Consider the following 25,954-nt stretch of genomic DNA (forward strand, 5'->3'; position numbering starts at 1 on the left):
CTGAAAACACACTTTACGTTTTCAGACGGCCTTATATATTTACAGGCTCGAAGGAGCTTAACAAAACTTCACATCATCTTTGATGCCACAGTCATCATCACTTGCGTAAGCCTGGTTCGGGTTCCTTTATTTACAATCCGTTAAATTCAAAGGAACCCAACTATGCCTTTTGCCGTTTTACCGGTGCCGCAACCGCCTCAGCCGGATTTTCCGATCGATACCGGCAGCCGCTTTTACCGGATACCGGTATCCGTCCTGCCCCAAACCTGATTCAGAAATTCAGACAGCCTCTGTACGCGCCAGCAGCCAATCGCGTGCCGCGCCGTCGGTCAGCGGCAGCAGGGCTTCGCGCACTTTGGCATGATAGGCGTTCAGCCAGGCGGTTTCGCTTTCCGTCAGCAGCGCGCGCTCAATCAGGCGTGTGTCGATCGGGCAGAGTGTCAAATCTTCAAAATACAGGTAGCTGCCGAATGCGGTTTCCTGCGGTGCTTCGACTTTGCGGGCGGCCACCAGATTTTCGATGCGTATGCCCCATTGGCCGGGACGGTACAGCCCCGGTTCGTTGGACGTAATCATACCCTCGCGCATGGCGTGGTTGGGATTGGGTTGGGCGGTATAGGCAATGACCTGCGGGCCTTCGTGGACGTTCAGGAAATAGCCCACGCCGTGTCCCGTGCCGTGGCCGTAATTGCATTGTGCCTGCCATAAGGGTTTGCGGCAGACGGCATCGAGCATCGGTGCCAAAATGCCTTCGGGGAAAACGGTTTCGGCCAGCGCGATATGGGCTTTGAGCACCAGTGTGAAATCGCGGATTTGGGCGGCCGACGGTTGGCCCACAGGCACAACGCGCGTGATGTCGGTGGTGCCGCCCAAATATTGGCCGCCCGAATCAATCAGCAGCAGGCCGTCGCCTTTAATCACGCTGTGCGCTTCGGGCGTGGCGCGGTAGTGCGGCAGCGCGCCGTTGGCGTTGAAACCGGCAATGGTATCGAAGCTGGGCGAAATAAAACCCGGCTGCTTGGCACGTTCGTTCAACAGCATTTCATCGATATCGATTTCGGTCAGACGCACGCCGTCGGCCAGTTTCTGCTCGAAATCGGCAAAAAACGCACACAAGGCCGCACCGTCATACGCCATCGCCTGCCGGATATGTGCCAGATCGGCAGCGGATTTCTGTGCCTTGAACAAGGTGCTCGGATTGATGTTTTCCACCAGGCGGACAGTGTCGGGCAGACGGTTCAAAGTAGACACAGCGGTTTTGTTCGGCTCAATCAGCAAACTGCCCGAAACGCCGGCCAAATCCGCCGCAGCGGCGGCATAAGGGCGGGTTCGCACCGCTGCCGCTGCCAGAGCCTGCCGTGCGGCCGGATTGAGTTTGCCCTCATCGACATACAGAACGGCATCACCGGCACTCAGCAGCAGAAACGATAAAAAGACGGGGTTGAACGATACATCACTGCCGCGCAGATTGGTCAGCCACGCAATATCGTCCAGAGACGAAATGAAATGATAATCCGCCTCCTGCGCCAGCATGGCGGCACGCACGCGGCGGATTTTGTCGGCCGCGCTTTCGGATACATAGGCCGCATCGTGAGGATACACCGTTTCCTGCGGCAGCGGCGGCCGCTGCGGCCACACCGCACTGTTTAAATCCCCGTCCAGGTGCAGTGTCATCTTCTTGGCGGCAAAAGCCGCTTCCAACTGGCGTTTGCCGCTTAAAGACAGCATATCGGCCGCCGCACCGGCGCGCGCGCCTTCGGGCAGATGTTGCGCCAGCCATTCGTGATACGGCGGCACTTCGCCCGCCTTTTGCAGCGTAATGCCGGAACCGGCCAACTGCGCGGCCGCCTGCTCCCAATAACGGCTGTCCACCCACAAGCCCGCAGTATCGCGGCAAACCACCAAAGTCCCGACCGAGCCGGTAAAGCCGGAAAGATAACGGCGCGCCTGCCAGTGTTCGGGCAGGTATTCCGACAAATGCGGATCGGCCGACGGCACAATCCACGCGTCCAAACCGTGTTGCGCCATGTGTCCGCGCAAAGCGGCCAAAGTCTGTTGAACCTGATTCATGATTTTCCCTAGGATTAGTATGTTGCAGAATACTGTCGATACGCTTTTCAGACGGCCATACGGTTAAAGACCGTTCGGGCGTGTGCCACGGTTTCATCAATCAATTCCGGCGTATGCGCGGCCGACATAAAGCAGGCTTCAAATGCCGAAGGGCCGAATGCCACGCCCTCGTCCAACATACCGTGGAAAAACCGCTTGAACGCTTCGGTATCGGACGCGGCCATATCGGCATAACTTTGCGGAATTTCTGCCGCAAAATACAGGCCGAACATACCGCCGACACAATCGGCGTTAAAGACCACACCCGCCTGTCCGGCCGCCTCCTTGAAGCCTTTGACCAGTTGTTCCGTGCGCGCACTCAGGTTTTCATAAAAACCCGCGCGGCGGATAATTTCCAGCGTTTTCAGACCGGCCGCCACCGCCACGGGGTTACCCGACAGCGTACCGGCCTGATACACGCCGCCCAAGGGCGAAATACATTCCATAATCTCGCGCCTGCCGCCGAAAGCCGCCAACGGCATACCGCCGCCGATGACCTTGCCCATCGTCGTCAAATCGGGCCGGATGCCGTGCAGCGACTGCACCCCGCCCAAGGCGGCACGAAAACCCGTCATCACTTCGTCGTAAATCAAAACGGCACCGTTCTGCTCGGTGATGCCGCGCAACAGTCGGACAAATTCGGCCGAGGGTTTCACCAGATTCATATTGCCCGCCACCGGCTCCCAAATCACGCAGGCAATCTGCGCGCCGTATTCGGCAAAACAGGCTTCCAGCGCAGCCGTATCGTTATACGGCAGCACCAGCGTATGTTGCGTGAAATCAGACGGCACCCCTGCCGAACTCGGGTTGCCGAACGTGAGCAGACCGCTGCCCGCTTTGACCAACAGGCTGTCCGAATGACCGTGATAACAGCCTTCAAACTTCACAATTTTGTCGCGTCCGGTGTAACCGCGTGCCAGACGGATCGCGCTCATGGTCGCCTCTGTACCCGAGCTGACCAGACGCAGCCGCTCCACCGAAGGCAGGGTTTCGGCAATCACTTCGGCCATCACGATTTCGGCCTCTGTGGGTGCACCGAACGACAAGCCGCCCAACGCCGCTTCGCGCACAGCCTCCACCACTTCGGGGTGCGCGTGGCCGACAACCGCAGGCCCCCACGAGCCGACATAATCGATATAACGCTGCCCGTTTTCGTCCCATACAAACGCGCCTTCTGCCTTTTTAATAAAGCGCGGCACACCGCCCACACTGCCGAAAGCGCGTACGGGCGAATTGACCCCGCCGGGGATAATCTGTTGCGCGCGGCGGAAAAGCTGTTCGTTACGGTTCATCGTGATTCCTTAAAATTGAAAAAAGACAGCGCACTCAGGCCGTCTGAAAGCGGACGAATCGGGTTTTTGCGAAACTGAAACTGATGCGCAGACCGGACTCCAAAATCTGCAAAAAACAGTACTGCCATGTAAAACGGAACAATCCGGCCTGCACAGTAGGTCGGATACTGGTATCCGACAAAAGCATACCCGCCACGTCGGATTTGAAAATCCGACCTACAGCCATACTGCGCAGCACAGTAGGTCGGATACTGGTATCCGACAAAAAGCATACCCGCCATGTCGGATTTGAAAATCCGACCTACTCAGCCAAAACGGCATTCCTGTCTCACAGTAAGATTCCCGAATCCGACAAAAGCAGTATTGCTGTCAGATGGAATAATCCGACCTACTCAGCTGCGCTCATTTTAGCTACGCAGCACCGTAGGTCGGATACTTGTATCCGACAAAAAACATACCCGCCGTGTCGGATACAAGTATCCGACCTACTGTCAGGCAAAACGGCATTCCAGCCTCGCAAACAGGCACGACACACCATTTAGCTGCGCAGAAACGGTGCTTTGCACCGTTTTCAGACGGCCTGTCCGCCGTTATCCTGTCAAAACTGTTATTTTAACAGCTGCCGTGCCGCACCCCAAGCCGCCAAATGCAAAACCTGCCGCATCAGAACGGCAGGTTTTGCATGGTTGCGGCCGGTTATTCTTTCGGCAGGCGCAGGACGGATACAATCAGACCGCCCCAGATCACCACCAAAGCCACCAGCATCATCACAATGGCAATTGCACTCATGAATCGTCTCCTTCACGGTAATTGTCGGCACCGTCGTGCCAAGCCAGTTTCGACAGGATAAAGGCCAGGACAATCAGGCCGACGGCCATCGCCCAGCCGAACGTGCCCACAAACCAAGACGGATAGCCTTCATAGCCGTTTTGGGCCACTTTGAGTATTTCGGATACCAGCATATAGGTCAGCACGACGGGCGTGATGATGCCCGCAAACAGTTTCCAGCCCGCACCCAGCTTGAACGACGAAACCGAATTGATGTGCGCGGCCAGAATATCGAAACGCTTGGTCAGCATAATCGCGCAGATAGATGCAAAGCCCACGGCAACGATACCGAAACTATTGACGAATTTGTCCATCACATCCAGTACCGGCAGGCCGGTCGTCGTGCCGAACAGCAGCGTCGATACCGCCATCAGCGGCAGGCCGACGGCAAACGTTGCCGTGATGCGGTTCCAGCGCAATTTGTCCTGAACGGCGGCAATCACCACTTCGAGAATCGAAATCAGCGAAGTGATACCGGCAAATACCAGCGAACCGAAAAACAGCACGCCGATAACCGAACCGAACGGGGCTTTGTCGATAATGGTCGGGAACGCGATAAAGGCCAGGCCGATGCCCGATGTCGCCACTTCGCTCACTTCTTTACCCGCCGACACCGCCATAAAGCCCAACGCGGCAAAGACGCCGATACCGGCCAGCAGCTCGAAACTGCTGTTGGCAAAACCCACCACCATACCGGTGCCGGTCAGGTCGGTCTGCTTTTTCAGGTAGGAAGCATAGGTAATCATGATGCCGAAACAGATCGACAGCGAAAAGAAAATTTGACCGTAAGCGGCAATCCAGACGGTCGGCTCGGCCAACTTGCTCCAATCGGGGGTAAACAGGGCGTTCAAGCCTTTGGCCGCACCGTCAAGCGTCAGCGAGCTGAGCACCAGAACAATAAACATCACAGTCAAAAGCGGCATAAAGAACACCGAAGATTTGCCTACACCGTTCTGCACACCCAAAGCCATAATCAGCAACACGGCGATCCACACACCGATCAGCGGGCCGACGATGGTATCGACAAAATCGAAACCCACGCCCACTTCTTTGGACATTTTCAGAAAGTCGCCGAAGAAGAATGCCGCCGGATCCGCACCCCAGCCGCTGTTGAAGGCGTAGTAGGTGTAACTGGCCGCCCAGCCGATAATCACGGCATAGTAAACGGCGATAATCACATTAATCAGCACCTGCCACCAGCCGAAAGTTTCAAAGCTTTTGCTCAGGCGGCGGAATGCCAAAGGCGCCGAACCGCGGTATTTGTGGCCGATGGCATAGTCGAGGAACAGCAGCGGGATACCGGCGGTCAGCAGAGCCACCAGATAAGGCAGGATAAACGCACCGCCACCGTTGTCGTAAGCGATATAGGGGAAACGCCAGATATTGCCCAAGCCGACTGCCGAGCCGATGGCGGCAAACATAAACATCCGCCGGCTGGAGAAGGTTGCGCGTTCTGATTGCTGTGTGTTGGACACAATACACCTCCGAAAGGTTTTGTTTTTCTTCACATGAAACATTTAACAGGATAAAGAAAAGGAACGGTAGCGGCACACCTGCCGATTCCGTTACCTATCTTTTCAAAAGTTTGCAGCAAAAAACGTCTTGATGCAACAAAAAGATGCCGTCTGAACAGCGGCGGTGTGCTTTTGCGGCTTTTACGCCCCCTGGCCGTCGGCGGGAACGGCACGTTCCTCAGCCGTCCATGCCGAATAAGGGCGGGTACTTAAATACGCATTGGTGTAACGGCCGTGCGCGGTAATCTCCGCACCCAGCCAATCGGGGCGCGGATAACCGGCATTTTCATCGGCCAATTCCAGTTCAACCACCACCAAAGGCGCGTTGTCGCCGAAATACTCGTCGATTTCAAATACATGACCCTGCTCATGCACTTCATAGCGGTGTTTTTCCAGACGGAACGGGCACAGCGTGCGCATCATGGTTTCCGCATCTGCCGGCGGGATTTCGTATTCAAACTCGCTGCGCGACACGTCGGAAAGGTAGCCTTTCAAAGTCAGCCAAGCCCGATTGCCGATAATGCGCACCCGAATGGTGCACGCCTGATCCACGCTCAAATAGCCCTGCCGTATCAGGCGCGGCGTCCCCGCCACCGCCCGCCAACCGTCATGCGCCGGCAGAAAGCGGCGTTCGATTTCGATATTTGCGTTACTCATCAAAATATTCCGTTTATTCCATCAAAATGCCGTCTGAAAAGTAGGTCGGATTTTTAAATCCGACATGATTTGGCGGCGGGCTGCTTTTTGCCGGAAACAGGCAAAAATCACGACAAAAAATGAATGTCGGACAATGTCGGATTTGAAAATCCGACCTACTTTTCAGACGGCCTACCTGCTCTATGGCAGCCGTTAGGGCGCACTGGGGCACGGGTAAAAATCCGCACTTCGCTAGTGACCGCACCCAATTGAAAAGGCTTGCGCGCGCCGCTGTCTTCATAACCGAGCGAACGCCAGAACGGCTCGGCCAAACGGGCATTGCTGCCCACGATGCCCAAACGCAGAGTCCGAATACCGGCGCGCTCATCCAGCCGCGCCAAATAAGCCTCATGCAAAGCCCGCCCCACACCGCGCGCCCGACTGTCGGGGTGCACCAGCAGCAGGCCGATATGCGCGGTTTGCGCAGTCGGAAAGCCGACCACGGCAATCAGTATGCCGACCAAACGGCTACCCTCGAATGCGCCCAACAGAATCGGCGCACCGCTGATACCGGGCGGAAACTGCGTCAGATTTTCCCGGGCGGAACCGGGTTCGGCCGGTCGGCCGGAGATATTGAGAAAATAATCCGGTGTCTGCCCGTACAGGGTTTGCACCAGACCGGCATCATGAGCCGTCAGGCTGCGGATTGCCGTCATACCGGCTCCTCAATCTTAAAAAATCTTAAAAAGGTTTGAACACGGCCAGATACAGTGCCGCCATCAGAAACAATACGGGAATTTCGTTAAACACGCGGAACCATGTATGCGAATGGCGGTTGCGCTCTTCCTGAAAATCCAGCAGCAGACGGTAGCAGTAGAAATGGTAGGCCAGCAGAATCACACCGATGGTGATTTTGGTATGCACCCAGCCCTGCCGCCACCAGCCGGTCAGAAAGGGAATCGCCAAACCGCACACCAGCGCACCGATGCCCAGCGGCGTCATAAATTTCCACAGCCGCCGCGCCATACCCAGCAGCCGCCGGTATTCCCCCTTGTCGGCCGGATCGGTTTGGGCCAGATTGACAAAAATGCGCGGCAGGTAAAACAGACCGGCGAACCAGCCGACGATAAAAAAAAGATGCAGCAGTTTGAACCACAAATACATAAAACACTTTCAGCAGGAAATTATTCGGAATCCGGCAGACGGCGCGCCGACGGTACAACCCAATCCAGCAGGCGGCCGCCCCAATCCGCCACATAATATGCAAACAGCAGCGAAGTTTCCTGCCACCAAAACCGCCACTTTTCCCACCCTTTGCTGTAACGCGTGGTGGGCGTGGGCGATAAGTCCGCCGCCAAACCCAAACGGCGCGCCATCGCCGCCGCACGCGCCAAATGAAACGGGTCGCTGACCAACACCACCCGCCCCAAACCCTGACCGGCCAATACCGGACGGATATTGCGCAGATTTCCGTAAGTATCGCGCGAGGTGTTTTCCAGCACCATATCGCGCAGCGGTACACCCTGGCGCGAAGCATAACGCCGTCCCACTTCGGCCTCGGTCATAAACCCGGGCTTGGGCGTCCCGCCGGTAAACGCCAGTTTGCCGACCTTGCCGCTCTGATACAGTACAATCGCATGATTAATCCGTTCGCGGAACACCGGCGAGGGACGCACATCCCACGCCGCCGCCCCCAGCACCACCGCCGCATCACCGCGGTAATCTTCCGGCAGCGTTTGCTGCGCATAGTAATACACCTCGCCCCCGCACCAGAGAAACAGCAGCACCGCCGCCAACACACTCAGCTTGATTCCGCGCCAGACGTAACGCCACAGGGTGCGGCCGGGCCGTTTGAACGGGAAACGCATGATTCAGACGGCCTCTGCCACCAGCGCGGCAATCTTTTCCAACGGCCGCCCGATGGCCGCCCGTCCGCCGTACACCGCCAGCGGCCGCTCCAACAACACCGGCTCGGCCGCCAGCGCGGCCAGCAATGCCGCCTGCGTCAAATCGGGATGATCCAAATCCGCCGCCCGATACGCCGCCTCCTTGCGCCGCATCATCATGCGCACATCTTCCGCGCCCAGCATGGCGGCCAGACGCGCCAGCGTATCCGCATCGGGCGGCGTTTTCAGATATTCCACCACCTGCACGGCATAACCGTTCTGCCGCAGCCAGTCCAAAGCCTCGCGCGACTTGGAACAGCGCGGATTGTGATACAGCACCACTTCGCCCATGATTTTCTCCCCCTTTATCACCGCAATCAGAAACCAAAAGTCAAACTGCCCGGGAAAGGCCGTCTGAAATCCCTTCAACCGTACAAACCAGCCTTACCCGTTTGAACCTGGCTACGCTCCTCATTGTAGTCGGATACTTGTATCCGACAAAAGAAACCAAGTCGGATTTGAAAATCCGACCTACAATCTTCTAAGTTTCAGCTACGCAGAAACGGTGCTGCGCACCGTTTTCAGACGGCCAATATATCTTTACGCCATTTTACACGCTTGCCGCTGCCTTGTCTGCCGCACAGCCGTACGCCTTTTGTCCCCGCGCAAAAAAACACCCGCCAAACAGGTTACAATACCGCCTTACCCGCCTTATCAGGAGCTCCCGTGAAAACCCTGCTTGCCGCCTTGCTGGCCGCCGCCCTGCCCGCCGCCGCGTCCGAACTGGTGTCCTTTCCCGACAACCGCCCGCAACAGCGCAGCCAAACCGGCGCACCGGTTACCGTCATCAACTTATGGGCGGCATGGTGCGCCCCCTGCCGCAAAGAAATGCCGCTGATGTCGGCATGGTATGCCAAACAGCCCAAAGGTTCGGTGGCCTTAATCGGTATCGCGCTCGACAGCGAAGCCAATATCGCCCGCTTTCTGCGCACCACGCCGGTGAACTATCCTGTCTGGCGTTATACCGGCAACGACAGCCGCGCCTGGATGAACGCATTGGGCAACACCGTCGGCGGCATTCCCTACACCTTGATTGAAGCGCGAAACTGCTCATTCAAGCACAGCATCACGGGCGAAGTAGACGGCAAAAAACTGGACGAAGCGGTCAAATTGGTACGCAGCCGCTGCAAAACCGCCCGCCGCTAACACCCACAGGCCGTCTGAAAACGGTGCGCAGCACCGTTTCTGCGTAGCTAAAACAAGCGTAGTGCAGTTTCTGCGGAGCTAAAACGAGCGAAGCGGGTTTCGGTTCAGCCCATGTAGGTTGGATACCGGTATCCGACAAAAAATACACGGCCAGATTTGAAAATAGTCGGATTTGAAAATCCGACCTACTATATATGGCAGGTGCGGACGGAAACAGAAGATTATGCCGTGAACACATCATGTCGGATTGAAACCATCCGACCTACGACTGTACGGGATCTGCGGGCTGAAAAGAAAACGGTAAGTTTCTGCCGGTTAAAACCTTTACTGAAAAGTAGGCCGGATTTTTAAATCCGACACCACCCGATACGGTCGGAACCGTTATCCTGTCTACGAAAACAGATTCCCGCCCATCAAAACGCCCAACCGCTGCCCCGCCCGCCAAACCGAAACGCCGATACCTTAGCCGCACCGTTTCAGACGGCCTGCTTGTCCCGCCGCCCAAAACATTCGATAATTCCGCTTCGTCCATCACAATCCATCAGAGAAGAAGAGAAATCATGCACTTTTTGAAACTGACCGATCAAAACGTCCGCGGCCAAACCGTGTTAATCCGTGCCGACTTCAACGTCCCGCTGAAAGACGGCACCATCAGCGACGACACCCGTATCCGCGCCTCGCTGCCCTCTATCCGCTATTGTCTGGACAACGGCGCGGCGGTCATTGTGATGACCCATCTTGGCCGCCCCACCGAAGGCGAATACCGTCCCGAAGACGATGTCGCGCCCGTGGCCGCCCATCTGGGCAAACTGCTGGGACAGGACGTGCGCGTGCTGGACGACTGGCGCGAAAACCGTCCGCAATTGGCGGCGGGCGAAGTGGCGCTGCTGCAAAACGTACGCATCAACCCGGGCGAAAAGAAAAACGATGCCGCGCTCGGCCAAGCCTATGCCGCCCTGTGCGACCTGTTCGTCAACGATGCATTCGGCACCGCCCACCGCGCACAAGCCTCCACCGAAGCCGTGGCCGCCGCCGCACCGCGTGCTGCCGCCGGTATTCTGATGGCCGAAGAGTTGGACGCTTTGGGCAAAGCACTTCAACAACCCGCCCGCCCGATGGTGGCCATTGTGGCCGGCAGCAAAGTGTCCACCAAACTCACCATTCTGGACAGTCTGGCCGACAAAGTGGACCAGCTGATTGTCGGCGGCGGCATCGCCAACACCTTCCTGCTGGCTGCGGGCAAACCGATCGGCAAATCACTGGCCGAACCGGATTTGGTGGACGAGGCGAAAAAAATCATCGACAAAATGGCGGCCAAAGGCGGCATCGTTCCGCTGCCCGAAGATGTGGTAACCGCCAAAGAATTTGCCGAAAACGCCGCAGCCGAAACCAAATCCGTTACCGATGTGGCCGATGACGATATGATTTTGGACATCGGCCCCCAATCGGCCGCCGTACTGGCCGACATCGTCCGCAAAGCAGGTACGATTGTCTGGAACGGCCCGGTCGGCGTTTTTGAATTTGCCCCATTTGCCGGCGGCACGCAGACACTGGCCAAAGCCGTGGCCGAGAGCAGCGGTTTCTCGATTGCGGGCGGCGGCGACACCCTGGCCGCCATCGCCAAATTCGGCATTGCCGACCAAATCGGCTATATCTCCACCGGCGGCGGCGCGTTTTTGGAATTTCTGGAAGGCAAAACCCTGCCTGCCGTAGCCGCTTTGGCACCATTCGCCCGCTAAACCACCCGTCCCGCACAGGCCGTCTGAAAACGGTGCAAAACACCGTTTCTGCGCAGCTAAAATAGCGCGCCGCACCATTTCTGAGAAGCTGAAACGGTGCGACGTCAAGTACCGTTTCAGCAAAGCCAAAACGGAGCATATCCGACCTACTGGACTTTGAGTCCGCAATATATCAGGCCGTCTGAAAATGGCATGATGGGTTGGTCGGATTGTAAAATCCGATTTTTGTTTGATGTCTCATGCCGGTTACCCGACTCATAGTCCTAAACCTGTCACAATCATGCCATTTACTTCCGATAGACTGGCTCTCCAAACTGAGCCAAGTTTTAAGGAGTAATATTTTGCTAAAAATAAAACTTTTTCTATTAAGAACGCAAGGATTTTTATTTTTTCTTTTCATATCTTCAATAACAATATCGTTTGCACTTTTGGGTTCATCGGTTATAAAAAAACTTGGATTTAGTGAAGCATTTTACGTTGTAGCTGCATTTGTGCTGATTATGCTATCAGCATTCCTTACCTTTGGTCTTTATAATTTTCGGGTTCGCCGAAGTAATCAGTTGATTTATCAACACGGTGTGCTTGGTAAAGGGAAAATGACCAAAATCATCACAAGTCGTAGTAGCGAGGGTACTCCGTATTATCGATACCACTATGTGATTTTGCAGGCAGACGGCAAACCGTATCATTCCTTTTTTTGGGTTTATGATAAAGATAGGCTTGATACCCCAAGAGGTAATTTGACATATCCGACCAGACAGTTTGTCCGCTATCCGAAGGTTGATGAAGAATTTGAGGTGAAATATATTCCGGGTAATCCTAAGTATTTTGTGATTTTAAATACGGGAGACAGTGAATTTGCCCGCAGTATCGGAGTGCAATATAAAAAAGAGTTTATTTGGAAACTGGAATATCGCGTCAGTCATGCCAAATACCTTTTAGATGCCGACCCACATAATCCCGAGCGACAAAAGATTTATCAACAAGCACAACAGGATTTACACAATTATCAGCAATTTGGCACAGAGCCTATGTTGATAGAAAGAGTGAGAGGAGAACTTGCGTTTAAATCAAATCCATAGCCAAAAACCTGTCACAGTCATGTCATTTACTCGCGCTAGACTGCATAAATATGAATTGTCATATTAGGTAGATGGAAGACTAGAATGAAAATACTATCAATTCTTTTTGCTCATTTGATTGTAAGAGTATGGCCATTAGCTATTTTAACTAGCCTATTGATTGCTTGGTGTATTTGGCGATATAGTCCAGATGGTCAATCTAATATTTGGGGTACTGCATTCCCATTGTGGTTGGTGAGTAGCGGTCTTTATTTTTATGCCCGGTGGTGGTTTCTCCGATTGATAATCGGATCTTATGGGGAACGTGCGGATGCGATGATGGAGTCCTCTTCTGAAATTGTGAATGCTAATCGGGCAGAGAATAGGGAACTTATCCGCTATATGTTTTCATTCGTCGATGCTTCTGGACAAAAGCATAAAAAGAGCTTTCTAGAAATCCGATATAGTCCGCGGCCTGCTCAAAGTAGCGCAATGCCTACTTACCCTAAAGAAAAGTTTGTCCGCTATCCAAAACTGGGGGAAAAATTTGAAGTCTTGTACCTAAAGGGATTAGAAAAATATCCAATGATTCTAAATACAGGGGAAAGTGAATTTGTGCGCTCTATTCAAGAGGATGGTAAACAAAACTTTATTCAGCAATTAAGTGATCGTGTAAGCAAAGCGAAAATCCTTGCGGATGCCGACCCCCACAATCCGGAACGGCAAAGGCTTTATCAACAAGCACAACAGGACTTACACAATTATCAGCAATTTGGTACAGAGCCGATGTTGATAGAAAAAGTAAGCGGAGAACTCGCGTTTAAATCAAATCCATAGCCACAAAGCTGTCGCAGTCATGTCATTTAGCATCACTAGACTGCATAAATATGAACTATCATATTAGGCAGAGGGGATATAATGAGTATGAAAACCTTATCGATTCTTTTTGTACGCATAATCATAAAGAAAAGGTTTTTAATCGCGTTTTTTATTAGTTGTGGCTATTTATTGCTGTCTCTGTATTTTAAATGGGATTTATTCCTGGGGATTGGAGAGGATGTTTTTGGAAAGACTGGGGGAGAATTTTTTAGGGCGAGTGGAGGAGATTGGAGTGCTTATTTGACGGCAGGGTTAACGTTGTTGAAATTGTTACTTATTGTTCTAGCCCTTTCTTTTCTGGTGGCAATAGTCATTGATTTTCTTAGTTGGCCACGATGTTGTAAAATCATTGCACGTTATGGAGAACGTGCGGATGCATTGATGGAAATGACTTCTGAGATTGGTAATCCCAACCGTGAGGAGCATAACAAAATCTTTCGTTGTATGTTTTCGTTTGTTGATGTGCATGGAAAAATGCATAAAAACTATTTTTTGAAGTCTAGCGATATTCCTTTGCCTACGCAAAGTCGCGTAGTGCCCACTCATCCTAAAGACAAGTTTGTGCGCTATCCAAAGCTCGGGGAAAAATTTGAGGTATTGTATTTAAAGGGCTTAGAAGACTGGCCGATAATTTTAAATACAGGCGATAGTGAATTCGCTCGTCATATCCAAGAGGAACACCGGCAAAAATTTATCCGGCAATTAAGTGAGCGTGTGAGTAAGCTGAAAATCCTTGTAGATGCGGATCCCCTCAATCCCGAGCGACAAAAAATTTATCAGCAAGCAGAGCAAGACTTACACAATTATCAGCAATTTGGTACAGAGCCGATGTTGATAGAAAAAGTAGGAGAACTCAAGTTTAAATCAAATCCATAGCCGCAAACCTGTCTCAAATATGTCTCTCTCGCTAGACTTCCTGAATATGAATGGTCATATTGGGCGGATGGAATATTAACCTTATCGATTCTTTTTGCCCGCATCATCATAAAGAAAAAGTTATTGATCGCATTTTTTATCAGTTGTTGTTGCTTATCGATTTCTCTATATTTTAAATGAGATTGATTTCTGGGGATTGGAAAGGATATTTTTGGAAAGAATTTTGTCGGATACAAGTATCCGGCCTACATAAGCTATTTCAGCTACGCCATTTCAGACGGCCTTTTCTCTCGTACAACCACCTGCCCCTCCCCGCTTTCCGCACGCCCAAGTGCTGTATTTTCCGCACCGCTGCCTGTTATAATAGCCGCTACATTCCACTACACAGATACAGGAGTTTCAAATGGCACTCGTCTCCATGCGCCAGCTGCTCGACCATGCCGCCGAGCACGGCTACGGCCTGCCCGCTTTCAATGTCAATAATCTCGAACAGATGCGCGCCATTATGGAAGCCGCTGATGAAGTGAACGCACCGGTGATTGTGCAGGCCAGCGCGGGCGCGCGCAAATATGCGGGCGCGCCGTTTCTGCGTCATCTGATTTTGGCCGCCATTGAAGAATTTCCGCATATTCCCGTCGTCATGCACCAAGACCACGGCGCATCGCCCGATGTCTGCCAACGCTCGATTCAGCTCGGATTCAGCTCGGTGATGATGGACGGTTCGCTGCTGGAAGACGGCAAAACCCCGTCCAGCTATGAATACAATGTCGAAGTAACGCGCAAAGTCGTCGAATTTTCCCATGCCTGCGGCGTATCGGTAGAAGGCGAAATCGGCGTTTTGGGCAATCTGGAAACCGGCGAAGCGGGCGAAGAAGACGGCGTGGGCGCAGCCGGCAAACTCTCGCACGACCAAATGCTCACCAGCGTGGAAGATGCCGCCCGCTTTGTGAAAGACACCGGTGTGGACGCGCTGGCCATTGCCATCGGCACCAGCCACGGTGCCTATAAATTCAGCCGCCCGCCCACAGGCGATGTGCTGCGTATCGACCGCATCAAAGAAATCCATGCCGCCCTGCCCAACACCCACATTGTCATGCACGGATCCAGCTCCGTGCCGCAGGAATGGCTGAAAGTCATCAACGAACACGGCGGCAACATCGGCGAAACCTACGGCGTGCCGGTGGCAGAAATCGTCGAGGGCATCAAGCACGGCGTGCGCAAAGTCAATATCGACACCGACCTGCGCCTGGCCAGCACAGGTGCCATCCGCCGTTACATGGCCGAGCACCCCGCCGAATTCGACCCGCGCAAATATCTGGCCGAAAGCGTCAAAGCGATGAAGCAGATCTGTATCGACCGCTACACCGCGTTCGGCTGCGAAGGCCAAGCCGGCAAAATCCAACCCGTTTCACTGGAAAAAATGGCCGCCAGATATGCCAAAGGCGAGCTGAAACAGATTGTCAAATAACCCCCAAAACGCCAAAGGCCGTCTGAAAACACAGATTCCCGTTTTCAGACGGCCTTTGGCTGCCCGACAAAAATCGGATCACAATACCGTTTCCGATATTCGGGGCATGTGGGCAACGGCAGCAATCGGTTTCGGTTTCCCGCACAATCCATGCACACTGCCCGATAACAGGTTGCCAACGCCACAGTGTGCCCGGAAATGCCATAACAATAAACCCCAAGCCTAGGCTTGGGGTTTCAAAATGCTGGTGGGTCGTGAAGGATTCGAACCTTCGACCAACGGATTAAAAGTCCGCTGCTCTACCGGCTGAGCTAACGACCCGAAAGAGTGTATTATATGCAGACATTTATTTATCGTCAAGCCAAAGCATCAGCAATTGATACCGTTCAAGTTAAAAAACTGTTTTATCTGACAATATTTTCCATCGGCTTCGAGCATGTACAGCTGCCTGATATGCCTTCTTCCGCCGTTACTGCCTACGTAAACCCACAGTTCTTTCTGCTGCGCAAAAACTGCACCCTACTCCGTTTTCAGACGGCCTCGGCACCGCCCTATGCCGTCTGAAACGGACTGCCCACAACAAAAAACCGCCTGCCGGTATTTCGGCAGGCGGTTTGCCTGAAAACGGTGCTTACTCCTGCGGCTCGGCCGCTTCTGCTTCGACAGCTGCTCCTGCCTGTTCCGCCCACTGGCGGCGGCGGGTGCGGTGGTAAGTCAGGCCGGTACCGGCCGGAATCAGACGGCCGACAATCACGTTTTCTTTCAAACCGCGCAAATCGTCCTGTTTGCCCATAATCGCCGCTTCTGTCAGCACGCGGGTGGTCTCTTGGAACGATGCGGCGGAAATAAAGCTGTCTGTGGACAGAGAGGCTTTGGTAATACCCAGCAGGATATTGTCGAAACGTGCCGGCTCTTTGCCTTCCGCTTCGGCTTTCTCATTGGCCAACATGACATCGGCGCGCTCCACCTGCTCGCCCGTGATAAAGCGGGTATCGCCCGCATCGGCAATGTTCACGCGGCGCAGCATCTGGCGGATGATGACTTCGATGTGTTTGTCCGAAATCTTCACACCTTGCAGACGGTAAACTTCCTGCACTTCCTGCACGATGTAGCGTGCCAGGGCTTCGATGCCTTGCAGACGCAGAATGTCATGCGGATCCACGGCACCATCGACAATGGTTTCGCCACGGTTCACCACCTGACCGTCGTGCACCAGAATCTGTTTCTCTTTGGAAATCAGGGTTTCGTAGGCCACACCGTCCACATCGGTGATAATCAGACGCTGCTTGCCTTTGGTTTCCTTGCCGAACGAAACCGTCCCCGTTACTTCGGCCAGCATACCGGCATCTTTCGGGATGCGCGCTTCAAACAGTTCGGCTACACGGGGCAGACCGCCGGTAATGTCGCGGGTTTTGGACGAAGCCTGCGGAATACGTGCCAGCACGTCGCCTTTACCGATTTCCTGATCTTCGCGTACGGTAATCACCGCCCCCACCGGGAAGGCCATCGAAACAGCGGTATTGGTACCCGGAATCAGCACCTCTTCGCCGTTTTCGTCAATCAGCTTCACAGTCGGCCGCAGCAGCTTGGACGTGCTGGACGAACGGCGTTTGCCGTCAATAACCACCAGCGTGGACAAACCGGTGATTTCGTCGGTCTGCTTGGCCACGGTAACGCCCTCTTCCACGTTTTCAAACTTCACGCGGCCGGCATGTTCGGTAATCATCGGACGGGTATGCGGATCCCAAGTCGCCAGCGTTTGGCCGGCTTTCACGCCCTCGCCGTCCTGCACCAGCAGCGTCGCGCCGTAAGGCACTTTGTGCCGTTCGCGCTCGCGGCCGATGTCGTCGTGAATCACCACTTCGGAAGAACGGCCAATGACAATCAGTTCGCCCTTGTTGTTGGCCACATAACGCATTTGGCTGTTAAAGCGGGCGGTACCGTTTGATTTGGCTTCCACCTGGCTGGCTGCCGCCGCACGCGAAGCCGCACCGCCGATGTGGAAGGTACGCATGGTCAGCTGAGTACCCGGCTCACCGATGGACTGCGCGGCAATGACGCCCACAGCCTCGCCGGAGTTCACCAGTTTGCCGCGCGCCAGATCGCGGCCGTAACACTTGGCACACAAACCGTAACGGGTTTTACAGGTAATCGGCGTGCGTACTTTCACTTCGTCCACACCCGAATTGTCGATCATATCCACCAACTGTTCGGTCAGCATCACACCGGCTTCAACCATGGTTTCACCCGAAGTCGGGTCTACCACGTCCTGAGCGGCCACACGGCCCAAGATACGGTCGCGCAGCGGTTCGATCACGTCGCCGCCCTGTACCACGGCTTTCATCATAAAGCCGTCTGAAGTGCCGCAATCGTCTTCCACTACCACCAAATCTTGGGTAACGTCTACCAGACGGCGGGTCAGGTAACCGGAGTTGGCGGTTTTCAGTGCCGTATCCGCCAAACCCTTGCGCGCACCGTGTGTCGCAATAAAGTATTGCAATACGGTCAAGCCTTCGCGGAAGTTCGACGTAATCGGCGTTTCGATAATCGAGCCGTCCGGCTTGGCCATCAGGCCGCGCATACCGGAAAGCTGCTTAATCTGGGCTGCCGAACCGCGCGCACCCGAATCGGCCATCATATAGATGGAGTTGAACGACTCTTGATCGACTTCTCTGCCTTCGCGGTCGATGACTTTCTGGGTCGAAAGGTTATCCATCATGGCTTTGGCGATTTTATCGCCCGCACGTCCCCAAATATCCACCACTTTGTTGTAACGCTCGCCGTTGGTGACCAAACCTTGACGGTATTGGTCTTCGATTTCCTTCACTTCGGCTTGCGCTTCGGCCAACAGCGCGGTTTTCTCTTTGGGCACTTCCATATCGTCCACACAAATCGAGATGCCGCCTTTGGCCGCAAACGCAAAACCCGTGTACATCAGGTGGTCGGCGAAAATGACGGTATCGCGCAGGCCGCACAAGCGGAACGACGCATTAATCAGTTTGGAGATTTCTTTTTTCTTCAATGCCTTGTTGATGTATTCAAACGGCAGGCCTTTGGGCAGGTGCTCGGACAGAAGCGCGCGGCCGACGGTGGTTTCATAGCGGTTCACCACCGCCTCGAACTCGCCCTCGCCGTTTTTCACCCATTCGCGCAGGCGCACGGTAATTTTGGTGCCCAGCTCGACCTGTTTGGTGTGATAGGCACGGTGTACTTCTTTCACATCGGCAAACAGGCTGCCCTCGCCCGGTGCGTTGATGCGGTCGCGGGTCATGTAGTACAGACCCAAAACAATATCCTGCGACGGGACGATAATCGGCTCGCCGTTGGCGGGGGACAGAACGTTGTTGGAAGCCAGCATCAACGTGCGCGCTTCCATTTGCGCTTCCAGACTCAGCGGAACGTGGACGGCCATTTGGTCGCCGTCAAAGTCGGCATTGAACGCGGCACAGACCAAGGGGTGCAGCTGAATGGCTTTGCCTTCGATCAAAATCGGTTCGAATGCCTGAATACCCAAGCGGTGCAGTGTCGGCGCGCGGTTGAGCATAATCGGATGTTCGCGGATGACCTCTTCGAGGATGTCCCACACTTCCGCCACTTCCTGCTCGACCAATTTCTTGGCCGCCTTAACGGTAGAAGCCAGACCGCGCAGTTCCAGTTTGTGGAAAATAAACGGCTTGAACAGCTCCAAAGCCATTTTTTTCGGCAGGCCGCATTGGTGCAGGCGCAGGTAGGGGCCGACGGTAATCACAGAACGGCCGGAATAGTCCACACGCTTACCCAGCAGGTTTTGACGGAAACGGCCGCCCTTGCCCTTAATCATATCGGCCAGAGATTTGAGCGGGCGTTTGTTGGCACCGGTCATCGCTTTACCGCGCCGGCCGTTGTCCAGCAGACTGTCCACAGCTTCCTGCAACATGCGTTTTTCGTTGCGCACGATAATATCGGGGGCATTCAGTTCCAGCAGACGTTTCAGGCGGTTGTTGCGGTTGATGACGCGGCGGTACAGATCGTTCAAATCGGAGGTGGCGAAACGGCCGCCGTCCAGAGGTACCAACGGACGCAGATCCGGCGGCAGCACGGGCAGCACGTCCATAATCATCCATTCCAGCTTCATGCCGCTGCGCTGGAATGCCTCCAACACTTTCAAACGCTTGGCGATTTTTTTGATTTTGGTATCCGAACCGGTCGATTCCAACTCTTGGCGCAACAGGCCGGTTTCCGATTCAACATCCATTTTGGCCAACAGGTCGCGGATGGCTTCGGCACCCATTTTGGCATCGAAGTCGTCGCCGTATTCATCCAACTTGGCATAATAGTCTTCTTCGGTGAGCAACTGGCGGCGTTGCAGCGGAGTCATGCCCGGATCAATCACGACAAAGGCTTCGAAATACAGCACGCGCTCGATGTCGCGCAGGGTCATGTCCAGCACCATACCCAAACGCGACGGCAGCGATTTCAAGAACCAGATGTGTGCAATCGGTGCAGCCAGTTCGATATGGCCCATGCGCTCGCGGCGCACTTTGGACAGGGTAACCTCCACGCCGCATTTTTCGCAGGTAACGCCTTTGAATTTCAACCGTTTGTATTTGCCGCACAAGCATTCGTAGTCTTTCACCGGGCCGAAAATTTTGGCGCAGAACAGGCCGTCGCGCTCGGGTTTGAACGTGCGGTAGTTGATGGTTTCGGGCTTTTTCACTTCGCCGTAAGACCATGAGCGGATGGTTTCCGGCGATGCGATGCCGATTTTGATGGCATCGAATTCTTCTTCCATGCCGGCAGACTGCAACGGATTAAACAGATTTGCTAAATTCATTTTTGCTCCTTGGGGAACGGGTTTTCAGACGGCCTTGACGGCCTTCTCCCATAACTTGCTTTTCAGACGGCCTGCGGTCGGACTGTGAGGCCGTCTGAAAACCGTTCCGGTATTCAATAACGTTCCAAATCGATATCCAGGCCCAACGAACGGATTTCTTTCACCAATACGTTGAACGATTCCGGCATACCGGCATCGATTTTGTGCTCGCCTTTGACAATGTTTTCGTACATTTTGGTACGGCCGGTAACGTCGTCCGACTTCACGGTCAGCATTTCCTGCAATGTGTAAGCCGCACCGTAGGCTTCCAGTGCCCACACCTCCATCTCGCCGAAACGCTGGCCGCCGAACTGGGCTTTACCGCCCAAGGGCTGCTGGGTAACCAGCGAGTACGGGCCGGTCGAACGGGCGTGCATTTTCTCGTCTACCAAGTGGTGCAGTTTCAGATAGTGCATCACACCGACGGTTACTTTGCGGTCGAAGGCTTCGCCCGAACGGCCGTCGTACAGGGTAATCTGGGTTTTACTGTCGTTGAAGCCCAGCTTCCGCACCTGCTCGTCATCACTCGGATAAGCCAGTTCCAGCATGGCTTTGATTTCGTCTTCATGCGCACCGTCGAACACCGGCGAAGCAAAGGTCGCGCCGCGTTTGAGGTTTTCGGCCAAGGCGATAATTTCTTCGTCGCTCAACTCGTCCAACTGCTCTTTCTTACCGCTGCCGTTGTACAGCCGGTTCAGGAATGCGCGCACTTCGCCTGCCTGGCGCTGTTCGGCCAGCATACGTTCGATGCGCTCGCCGATGCCTTTGGCTGCCCAGCCCAAATGGACTTCGAGAATCTGACCGATGTTCATACGGCTCGGTACGCCCAAGGGGTTCAGCACGATGTCCACCGGACGACCGTCGGCCATATACGGCATGTCTTCTACCGGCAGAATGCGCGACACCACGCCTTTGTTACCGTGGCGGCCGGCCATTTTGTCGCCTGCTTGCAGACGGCGTTTGATGGCGATGAAGACTTTCACCATTTTTTGTACGCCCGGCTGCAATTCGTCGCCTTGGGTCATTTTTTTCTTTTTGATCTCATACAGCTCGTCGGCTTCCTGACGCTTGTCGGCCAGACTGCCTTTAATCAGCTCGATCTGTTTGGCAATACCCTCATCGGCCATACGGATATCGAACCAGTCGTGGCGGCTCGGCAGGGATGTCAGATAGTCTTTGGTGATTTCGCTGCCTTTGGCCAGTTTCATCGGCCCGCCGTTGGCTTTTTGGCCGACAATCATGCGCTCGATACGGTCGAAAGCATCATTGTCGAAAATACGCAGCTGGTCGCTCAAATCCTGGCGGTAGCGTTTCAGCTCGGCATCAATAATCGCTTGGGCGCGTTTATCGCGCTCGATGCCCTCGCGGGTAAACACCTGCACGTCAATCACCGTACCGCTCATGCCTGTGGGCATACGCAGCGAAGTGTCTTTCACATCGGAGGCTTTTTCGCCGAAAATGGCGCGCAGCAGTTTTTCTTCCGGTGTCAGCTGGGTTTCGCCTTTGGGGGTTACTTTGCCCACCAGCACATCGCCCGCTTCCACTTCGGCACCGATATACACGATGCCCGATTCGTCCAAACGGTTCTGCATGCGCTCGGAGAGGTTCGGAATATCGCGGGTAATATCTTCCGCACCCAGTTTGGTATCGCGGGCCACGACATTCAATTCTTCAATGTGGATAGACGTGTAGCGGTCGTCTGCGGCCACTTTTTCCGAAATCAGAATCGAATCTTCGTAGTTGTAGCCGTTCCACGGCATAAAGGCGATGGTCATGTTCTGCCCCAAAGCCAGTTCGCCCAAATCGGTTGATGCACCGTCGGCCACCAAATCGCCGCGTTGCAGCACGTCGCCCGCTTTCACGGCCGGACGCTGGTTGATATTGGTAGATTGGTTGGAGCGGGTAAATTTCACCAAATTGTAAATATCCACACCCACTTCGCCGGCCACTGCCTCATCATCGTGTACGCGGATCACCACGCGGTTGGCATCGACATACTCAACGACACCGCCTCGGCGGGCAACGATGGCCGTAGCCGAATCGACCGCAACATCGCGCTCGATGCCTGTGCCGACCATCGGTTTTTCCGCGCGCAGGCAAGGTACGGCCTGACGCTGCATGTTCGCACCCATCAAGGCGCGGTTGGCATCATCGTGCTCCAAAAACGGAATCAGCGATGCGGCTACCGATACCACTTGTCCGGTGGCCACGTCCATATATTGAACGCGGTCGGCAGTGGCCATAATGGTTTCGCCTTTTTCGCGGCAGGTAATCAAATCTCCGGTCAGGTTGCCCGCTTCGTCCAAATCGGCATTAGCCTGCGCAATCACGTAGCGGCCTTCTTCGATGGCGGAAAGATAATCGATTTGGTCGGTTACTTTGCCGTCCACCACGCGGCGGTACGGCGTTTCCAAAAAGCCGTATTCGTTAGTGCGCGCATAAACCGACAGCGAGTTGATCAAACCGATGTTCGGACCTTCCGGCGTTTCAATCGGGCAGACGCGGCCGTAATGGGTGGGGTGAACGTCGCGCACCTCGAAGCCCGCGCGCTCGCGGGTCAGACCGCCCGGGCCCAAAGCCGATACGCGGCGTTTGTGGGTAATTTCGGACAGCGGGTTGGTCTGATCCATAAATTGGCTCAACTGGCTGGAACCGAAAAATTCTTTAATCGCGGCGGAAACCGGCTTGGCGTTAATCAGATCAGTCGGCATCAGGTTATCGGCTTCGGCCTGGTTCAAACGTTCCTTAACGGCACGCTCGACACGCGACAGGCCGCTGCGGAACTGGTTTTCCGCCAGTTCGCCGACCGAACGCACTCGGCGGTTGCCCAAGTGGTCGATGTCATCGACTTCGCCGTGACCGTTGCGCAGCTCCACCAATGTGGCAATGGATGCCACAATGTCTTCCACGCTCAGAACATAGCCGCCCTTCTCTGCCGCACCGGCAAAGGTTTCGTTCAGCAGGCGGCCGTACCACGAGGCCGTCTGATCGGCACTGAGTTTCTGATCATAGGTGCGGGTATTGAATTTCATACGGCCTACACGTGAAAGGTCATAGCTTTCTTCGTTGAAGAACAGGCGGTTGAACAGCAATTCCACCGCTTCTTCCGTAGGCGGTTCGCCCGGGCGCATCATGCGGTAAATCGCCACACGGGCAGCCTGCTGGTCGGCAGTCTCGTCGGTACGCAGGGTGGCGGAAATATAGCCGCCCTGATCCAGATCATTGATATACAGCGTTTGGATTTCGCCGATACCGTGAATATCGAATTGTGCCAGCAGCTCTTCGGTAACCTCATCGTTGGCCGTTGCCAGCACTTCGCCGGTATCCGGCACAATGACATCGCGGGCCAAGCTCTTACCGATGAGCGAATCGGCATCGACCGTCAGGCGTTTCAAACCGGCCTTTTCAATATCGCGGATATTTTTCGCCGTGATGCGTTTACCCGCCTGCACCAATACATTGCCTTCACCGTCTACAATATCCAGCTTGGCCGTTTCGCCTTTCAGACGGCCTGCAACGAGATCGGTCTGCACACCGTCTTTCGACAGATAATAGGTTTCTTTGTCGTAAAACGTTTCAAGAATCTGCTCGTCGTTATAACCCAATGCTTTCAGCAGAATGGTCACCGGCATTTTGCGGCGGCGGTCGATACGGAAATAGAGCAGATCTTTCGGATCAAACTCGAAATCCAGCCAAGAACCGCGGTAAGGGATAATGCGGGCAGAGAACAGCAGCTTGCCCGAAGAGTGGGTTTTACCCCGGTCATGTTCGAAAAACACGCCCGGCGAACGGTGCAGCTGGGAAACAATTACCCGTTCGGTACCGTTGATCACAAACGATCCGCTCGGTGTCATCAGCGGAATTTCGCCCATGTATACTTCGTTTTCCCGCATTTCCTTCAAAGTCTTAGATGCTGCGGAAGCTTCTTTGTCGTAAATTTTCAGGCGGATACGCGCACGCAGCGGAGCCGCATAAGTAATGCCGCGCAACTGGCATTCGGGAATATCGAATAAAGGCTCGCCCAAAGTGTAATGGACAAAATCCAACTCGGCATAACCGTTGTGGCTCACAATCGGGAAAATGGAGTTGAATGCGGCCTGCAAACCTTCGTCATCACGCCGGTCGAAGGGTTTGTCCTGTTGCAGGAACTTGGCATAAGAATCCAACTGGGTAGCCAGCAGAAACGGCACTTCCAAGACATTTTCGCGCTTCGCAAAACTTTTGCGGATGCGCTTTTTCTCGGTAAACGAATAACTCATTGCGGAATACTCCATTTGATGAGAAGACACAAATAACAGGACACTAATCGGATCCGCCGTCTGCTTTCAGACGGCCTTAATATGAAATTTACAATTATTTACCTGATAAAATTACCAAACAGGTAAATTACGGTAAAAAACACAGATTTCAACCAATGGAAACGCAATAAGGCTGGCAGTCCGACTGCCAGCCTTCCATCCGGAAAACGGATTATTTGATTTCGACTTTGGCGCCGGCCTCTTCCAATTGTTTTTGGATGTCTTCGGCTTCGGCTTTGGATACACCTTCTTTGAGGGTTTTCGGTGCACCGTCAACAATTTCTTTCGCTTCTTTCAGACCCAGACCGGTCAGAGCGCGTACCACTTTGATCACGCCGACTTTTTGCTCACTGGCCGCAACCAGGATAACGTCAAACTCGGTTTTCTCTTCGGCAGCAGCGGCACCGCCGGCAGCAGGGCCGGCAACGGCAACAGCGGCGGCAGAAACACCGAATTTTTCTTCAAACGCTTTAACCAGCTCGTTCAGCTCCATAACAGTCAGCTGTTCAACGGCGCTCAAAATGTCTTCTTTAGTAATAGCCATGCTATTTAACTCCAAATATTGTCAAAAAATAAATCAGTTGAAACAAAATGTCTGCCGAAGATTAAGCGGCTTCTTCGCCGGCTTTCTTCTCGGCCAAAGCAGCCAAACCGCGTGCAAAGCCGGAAACAGGCGCCTGCATAACGAACAGCAGTTTGGACAGCAGCTCTTCGCGGCTCGGGATAGATGCCAACTCCGCCACTTGGGCAGCATCCAACACATCACCGTTATAAGAACCGGCTTTTAGAACGATTTTGTCGTCTTTTTTCGCGAATTGATGCAGCACTTTTGCCGCAGCGACGGCATCTTCTGATGCAGCGTAAACCAGCGGACCGACCATCTGATCCGCCAAACCTGCAAAAGAAGTACCCTCTACTGCGCGGCGAGCCAATGTATTTTTCAGAACGCGCAGATACACGCCTTCTTTACGGGCATTGGCACGCAGCTCAGTCATGCTGGCAACACTGATACCGCGATATTCGGCAACCACCAGAGTTTGCGCATTCGCAATTGCGGCGCTGATCTCTTCAACGGCTACCTTCTTGGTTTCAATATTGAGACTCAAGGTCTACCTCCCACTGTTTAAATTCAGAATATTCCCCAAAAGAATATTCCACCAGCGCGGCAACCCCTAGAAGACATTTGAACAAGCAGTGCTTGATAAATATTTCAGGACTACCGTCTGCGTAGGGCAGTTACGATTAAATCTTGCGATCCCTACGGTCTTGGACATCTACTTATATGATAAGTAGCCCAATACAAACGCCCG

The 25,954-nt window shown here is 54.0% G+C and carries 20 protein-coding genes and 1 tRNA gene; 7 read left to right on the forward strand and 14 right to left on the reverse strand.

Annotated elements, in window-relative coordinates:
* Positions 1–279: 279 nt before the first annotated feature.
* The 9 genes from ORY85_RS06855 to arsC form a co-directional block, all read right to left on the reverse strand.
* Positions 280–2,070 carry an aminopeptidase P family protein gene (locus ORY85_RS06855; RefSeq protein WP_274572561.1) on the reverse strand — a complete coding sequence of 597 codons (1,791 nt, stop codon included), beginning with the start codon at positions 2,068–2,070 and terminating at the stop codon, positions 280–282.
* A 47-nt stretch (positions 2,071–2,117) separates the two neighbouring features.
* Positions 2,118–3,401, reverse strand: a complete 1,284-nt coding sequence (gene hemL, locus ORY85_RS06860) for a glutamate-1-semialdehyde 2,1-aminomutase (RefSeq protein ID WP_274572560.1) — start codon at positions 3,399–3,401, stop codon at positions 2,118–2,120.
* 696 nt (positions 3,402–4,097) lie between these two features.
* The gene (locus ORY85_RS06865; RefSeq protein WP_274572559.1) at positions 4,098–4,190 is read right to left on the reverse strand and encodes a methionine/alanine import family NSS transporter small subunit; all 93 of its coding nucleotides are present in this window, start codon (positions 4,188–4,190) and stop codon (positions 4,098–4,100) included.
* Entirely contained in the window at positions 4,187–5,704 is a 1,518-nt protein-coding gene (locus tag ORY85_RS06870) for a sodium-dependent transporter (RefSeq protein WP_274572558.1), read from the reverse strand. The genes ORY85_RS06865 and ORY85_RS06870 overlap by 4 nt, the downstream gene beginning before the upstream one ends.
* A gap of 180 nt (positions 5,705–5,884) precedes the next feature.
* Positions 5,885–6,400, reverse strand: coding sequence for a CYTH domain-containing protein (locus ORY85_RS06875; RefSeq protein WP_274572557.1), 516 nt, complete (start codon positions 6,398–6,400; stop codon positions 5,885–5,887).
* 155 nt (positions 6,401–6,555) lie between these two features.
* Positions 6,556–7,095 carry an N-acetyltransferase gene (locus tag ORY85_RS06880; RefSeq protein ID WP_274572556.1) on the reverse strand — a complete coding sequence of 180 codons (540 nt, stop codon included), beginning with the start codon at positions 7,093–7,095 and terminating at the stop codon, positions 6,556–6,558.
* Positions 7,096–7,120: 25 nt separating this feature from the next.
* Positions 7,121–7,543, reverse strand: coding sequence for a CopD family protein (locus ORY85_RS06885; protein ID WP_274572555.1), 423 nt, complete (start codon positions 7,541–7,543; stop codon positions 7,121–7,123).
* A 20-nt stretch (positions 7,544–7,563) separates the two neighbouring features.
* A complete protein-coding gene (locus ORY85_RS06890) occupies positions 7,564–8,247 on the reverse strand; it encodes a YdcF family protein (RefSeq protein ID WP_274572554.1) in 684 nt (227 codons plus the stop codon).
* Positions 8,248–8,250: 3 nt separating this feature from the next.
* Positions 8,251–8,616, reverse strand: a complete 366-nt coding sequence (gene arsC, locus ORY85_RS06895) for an arsenate reductase (glutaredoxin) (protein WP_274572553.1) — start codon at positions 8,614–8,616, stop codon at positions 8,251–8,253.
* Between the two features lie 375 nt (positions 8,617–8,991).
* On the opposite strand from arsC, the gene ORY85_RS06900 reads away from it, so the two are divergent.
* From ORY85_RS06900 to fba, 6 genes are all read left to right on the forward strand, one after another.
* Positions 8,992–9,471, forward strand: a complete 480-nt coding sequence (locus tag ORY85_RS06900) for a TlpA disulfide reductase family protein (RefSeq protein ID WP_274572552.1) — start codon at positions 8,992–8,994, stop codon at positions 9,469–9,471.
* 560 nt (positions 9,472–10,031) lie between these two features.
* Positions 10,032–11,210, forward strand: coding sequence for a phosphoglycerate kinase (locus tag ORY85_RS06905; RefSeq protein ID WP_274572551.1), 1,179 nt, complete (start codon positions 10,032–10,034; stop codon positions 11,208–11,210).
* A 341-nt stretch (positions 11,211–11,551) separates the two neighbouring features.
* Complete coding sequence (locus ORY85_RS06910; RefSeq protein ID WP_274572550.1) at positions 11,552–12,292, forward strand: hypothetical protein; 741 nt, start codon at positions 11,552–11,554, stop codon at positions 12,290–12,292.
* A gap of 84 nt (positions 12,293–12,376) precedes the next feature.
* Positions 12,377–13,108 carry a hypothetical protein gene (locus ORY85_RS06915; RefSeq protein WP_274572549.1) on the forward strand — a complete coding sequence of 244 codons (732 nt, stop codon included), beginning with the start codon at positions 12,377–12,379 and terminating at the stop codon, positions 13,106–13,108.
* A gap of 81 nt (positions 13,109–13,189) precedes the next feature.
* A complete protein-coding gene (locus ORY85_RS06920) occupies positions 13,190–14,026 on the forward strand; it encodes a hypothetical protein (protein ID WP_274572548.1) in 837 nt (278 codons plus the stop codon).
* Between the two features lie 403 nt (positions 14,027–14,429).
* Positions 14,430–15,494: a class II fructose-bisphosphate aldolase gene (fba, locus tag ORY85_RS06925; RefSeq protein ID WP_274572547.1), complete on the forward strand. Its 1,065-nt coding sequence runs from the start codon at positions 14,430–14,432 to the stop codon at positions 15,492–15,494.
* A 245-nt stretch (positions 15,495–15,739) separates the two neighbouring features.
* On the opposite strand, the gene ORY85_RS06930 is transcribed toward fba, so the two are convergent.
* A tRNA-Lys gene (locus tag ORY85_RS06930) sits at positions 15,740–15,815 on the reverse strand.
* Positions 15,816–15,830: 15 nt separating this feature from the next.
* Here ORY85_RS06930 and ORY85_RS06935 point away from each other — a divergent pair.
* The gene (locus ORY85_RS06935; RefSeq protein ID WP_274572546.1) at positions 15,831–16,058 is read left to right on the forward strand and encodes a hypothetical protein; all 228 of its coding nucleotides are present in this window, start codon (positions 15,831–15,833) and stop codon (positions 16,056–16,058) included.
* Positions 16,059–16,125: 67 nt separating this feature from the next.
* On the opposite strand, the gene rpoC is transcribed toward ORY85_RS06935, so the two are convergent.
* The 4 genes from rpoC to rplJ all read right to left on the reverse strand — a co-directional run bounded on the left by rpoC (position 16,126) and on the right by rplJ (position 25,750).
* Positions 16,126–20,307 carry a DNA-directed RNA polymerase subunit beta' gene (rpoC, locus tag ORY85_RS06940; protein WP_274572545.1) on the reverse strand — a complete coding sequence of 1,394 codons (4,182 nt, stop codon included), beginning with the start codon at positions 20,305–20,307 and terminating at the stop codon, positions 16,126–16,128.
* 113 nt (positions 20,308–20,420) lie between these two features.
* The gene (rpoB, locus tag ORY85_RS06945; protein ID WP_274572544.1) at positions 20,421–24,605 is read right to left on the reverse strand and encodes a DNA-directed RNA polymerase subunit beta; all 4,185 of its coding nucleotides are present in this window, start codon (positions 24,603–24,605) and stop codon (positions 20,421–20,423) included.
* A 211-nt stretch (positions 24,606–24,816) separates the two neighbouring features.
* Positions 24,817–25,188, reverse strand: coding sequence for a 50S ribosomal protein L7/L12 (rplL, locus tag ORY85_RS06950; protein WP_274572543.1), 372 nt, complete (start codon positions 25,186–25,188; stop codon positions 24,817–24,819).
* A gap of 61 nt (positions 25,189–25,249) precedes the next feature.
* The gene (gene rplJ, locus ORY85_RS06955) at positions 25,250–25,750 is read right to left on the reverse strand and encodes a 50S ribosomal protein L10 (RefSeq protein WP_274572542.1); all 501 of its coding nucleotides are present in this window, start codon (positions 25,748–25,750) and stop codon (positions 25,250–25,252) included.
* Between the last annotated feature and the right edge of the window lie 204 nt (positions 25,751–25,954).

The organism is Neisseria leonii (assembly GCF_028776105.2).
Taxonomy (GTDB): domain Bacteria; phylum Pseudomonadota; class Gammaproteobacteria; order Burkholderiales; family Neisseriaceae; genus Neisseria; species Neisseria leonii.